Consider the following 3,787-nt stretch of genomic DNA (forward strand, 5'->3'; position numbering starts at 1 on the left):
TTCTTTTCGGTCACTTGATTGACCGCTTGGATTTTGAATTCTTCGGGATAACGTGGGTTGCTCATGGCACCTCCTGATTGGCCTCAGTTTAAGGCAAAGAGGTGTCTACGAAACCCAGGGCGATTCATGATGGCAAGTTCATGTTGGAGGCCTTCTCAAGCTTCGATATGCAAAACGCTATCAACCAGAGAAATGTCACCTTGGCAAAAGCTGTTAGATATAACCTGGATCTAATGGTATTCCCTGTCAGCCTGGCCGCGCCACAACGCTCACGCGAGCCTGGCTACGAGTGGTTGCTGGATCAACCCGCATTGTACTTATGCGACCTATCGGGGCAGTTTCCGGTACATGCATACCAACAGGCCAAAGACTTTCTTGCCTACGCAGCCAAGGGCGTGACCTTGCAGGACACTCTCAGGCTGGAGTTAACTGCCGTAACCGATGCATTGCTCGCCAGCCTGCCCGGCAGTACTGCGCAAGAGCCACATAATCCTGTTGAGCTTTGGGCAGCACAAGCAAACGTCAGTGACGTATTGGCCAATGCCCGACGACGTCAGATTTGCGGTGTATTGCTGGAAGATCCGCGTTACCGTTTACGTCACCTGCAACGACGCATCGAAACGCATACACAATTGTTTGGCCTCTGTGCCCGACGCGCCATGCAACACCCACATCACTCAAGTGCATTGCTGGTACAGCACTTGATCGCGCCCAGGACCATTCAAGGCCAACCCAATCCACTGCACGAAGGAATGACAAGGCTTAGCGAAACCGGCAAGAGAAATATAAATTGCAGTACGGCCACGGTTGAGCGTACACAGGTCTGGCAACACATGAGCACTGCCCAAGAGCTGGTTGCCCTTAGCCTTTCACAAGCATCCACACAGCAAACACTTGCCGATCATCTGAGCCTGAACGGATTCGACTATGTATCTGCACTGTTTGAATTAAGCAGAACACTGGCAGCCATTGCATTGACACCTGCGCAGCTAGATCCTTTGGCCAATGGCCGTGATCTCACCGATGCCGTCACAGGTGTCGGCATGCACAATCCCGAGGTCAGCAAAAGCCAGAATTTTTTGGGAAAAATTGTCGACACCCCCCAATCCCCCTTACATGCAATGCTTTGGCCTGTATGCAATCCGCAAACCGTATACGAGGCCTATAAAATCCCGGACAAAGAGGATGAAAACTCAGGCGACGGACGTTTTCGTGCGACCGAACTGGCGAAACATGAAAACTTGATAACTCCCAGTCCCGTGAATCAGGCCACTCTGGATAGCGTGATACTGAGCAATCTGCTGGCTGGTGACAACCTCATGAGCTTTCTCTGGCTCAACAGTGGCAAGGGTATCTCTGCTGCATTAGTCAGTATATTTGAGAATCTCCAAGGTGCTCTGGACAAGCCTCAAAGCCACGTTGGTACGGTCCGCAAAGAACTCCTTCGAGCAGAAATTGACGCTGAAAAAATCAAAAAAACGAATAACAACGCCAATGATCTTCCGGAAAAAGCGGGGCAACACCTTGGCGCATCAGAGCTTACGGTCAACATTGATCGACAGTCACTCGGCTTACAGCAATTACGCAGCATGCTGCCCAAGACTTTCGGGCCGACCTACTTCATGCAAAGCCGCCAGATCAACCAAGGCCACTATGTGTTTGGTCTGGAAGACCTGCCTACGCGACAGGCCCTTCCCAACACCCATTACGGAGAGTTTCTCGATAGCCAAGGCAATCGACTGAACAAAAACGATAATCCCAGAATATCTTCCAACAGCGGGGCTACCGGCGAACATAGGGTGTTAGTGATACCGCGTAATCACAATACTGCAAAACTGATAAGCCAGATGAACCAACAACTGACAGCAGCTCAGGAAGCAGCATACGCGGCACAAAGCCATAGCCCAAATGCCCAGCAGGGCTTGGGTAGAACGCTCAGCGAGCTAAACGAGAACATCACAAATTCCTCTTACCGAATACTCGCCTCGTCCCCCTTTTGCGTTGGGGTATTGATGCTAGAGATGTGGAATGTGAGTTCGGAGACTCAGGCATGGGAACAAAACTCTAGAGAGAAAAAGAAGTATCGCCTTTACATGGGAGTGATTGGGGCGGGAGTTGATTTACTGGTCGCGATGGAGGCCTTGACTATAAAACTTTCTGGAACAGCCTCTGAAAAAGCTATTACCAGAAAAACCCTTTTCCATATTTCCGAAGAAGGAGCCACACGCTGGCTTGGAGGTGTATTAGGAGCAAGGTTCACTAAAAAATTATCAGCCAGGCTCATTCTCCAGTCTTTTTCCGGACTGATTCTCGCCAGTGTTAATCTTTACGATGCTTGGCATTCATGGCAATGGAACGACAGGGCCAGATATGGCTATCTGATGATGTCCATGGGCGGTATAGCCTGCACTGCTGCGGGTCTACTGAAAACCATGACAACCATACTGGGACTTGGACCTCTTGGCTGGCTTGCGCTGTTACTGATTGTCGGCGGTGCCGGGCTGGTCTTCTGGCTGAACAGTACGCCGCTACAGACATGGCTTGAAAATGGCCCCTTTGCCGAAAGCAATTCCATTGCACGACACTTACAGGACCCAAAGGAAGCGTTCTATCGACTGATCAGCCTGCTTGCCGGCATCAGCATCGATATACAACGCAATCCGGCCTATGAACTTGAACCTAAACTGGACCTCCATGCAGAAGTGCCTTACCGGGTACGTACTTCTAACACCCTGATTCGGCTTAAAAGCTACTTGCCTGGCATGATTGGTAGCCTTGGCACTATTGATATACAGGCTGATTGTCGAGTCTGCCTGCTAACTCAATCGTCCAATAACCAAGGCGTACCCTACACCAGTGAAAGCGAACTTCCACAAACGTCCGAAAAACCTGTGGCTCAACGCTTATACCCTGATGCACTGGAGCTGTACTTCTCGACATCTAATTTTCAGCCATTACGACTAAGTGATACTAAGTCTCAATATTTCAAGTGGTACATCAGAGCTCAATTTGTACTCAGTAGCGACGGCGAAAAACGCTACTTTCCTGCTCCACCGGTCAAGGACCCAACTCAATACAGCCCGAACTGGGCCAGACCAGACTTCAGAAAAATCAGCCAACCGTTCTGGGCAGATGAAATCACTCACCAAGGCCCTGCACAATGAATAACCCACAAGCTTCGTCTTACTATGGCCCACATGCTTACCGACCAGACCGCATACCGGACCAGATCGCATCGAGTCCGCGCAGCTGGTTACATAAATTCGCGACCAGACGGTTGCCATGGGGGGAGACTCAGGACGTTACCCTTATCCGCCTCATGGAAGATCCAACACCAAAAAGCATGAGGTTCTGGGAACAAGCCGAAAAGGAAAAACGGGAGCAACAGGCTGCGGGAACTTATGTACCGGCCCCTTTTGAAGGAGTGGAACTGCATCAAAAATATGATCAGGAGCGCTTCAGGTTCGCTCAACTTCCTTTTCGATCACAGTTCTGGTTATTAATGCTTGCGTTTGGCAAGGGAGGCTTCATTGTTTTTCTGCCTATTTCACTGTTCGTTCACCTACTAGCAGTGGTTGACTCGCGTCGTTCGTGGTGGGAAGAGACCTCTGATCTTCTTCTTAGTGTTTATCCCGTATTTTTGGGTATTCCCCTCCTGCTCTGGCTCACCGGCCACATCATTGTCAACTACTTCCCCCGCATCTGGTTCCGCCCACCCAAAGGCCCGCTTTGGGAGTTGAATCGTCGTACCGGGCTGGTCACGCTCTTCGATTACAAGCGCTTCAAG

1 protein-coding gene and 1 pseudogene are annotated in these 3,787 nt (G+C 50.4%); both read left to right on the plus strand.

The genetic code is table 11. The features are described 5' to 3' along the window. Nucleotides 1-140: 140 nt before the first annotated feature. Entirely contained in the window at nt 141-3,164 is a 3,024-nt protein-coding gene (locus Q6A51_RS27165; RefSeq protein WP_304576172.1) for a hypothetical protein, read from the plus strand. Further along, nucleotides 3,161-3,787, plus strand: a pseudogene (locus Q6A51_RS27170) (hypothetical protein); the annotation flags it as partial. The gene Q6A51_RS27165 and the pseudogene Q6A51_RS27170, both read left to right, overlap by 4 nt.

This window comes from Pseudomonas serbiensis (assembly GCF_030580745.1).
Lineage (GTDB): Bacteria > Pseudomonadota > Gammaproteobacteria > Pseudomonadales > Pseudomonadaceae > Aquipseudomonas > Aquipseudomonas serbiensis.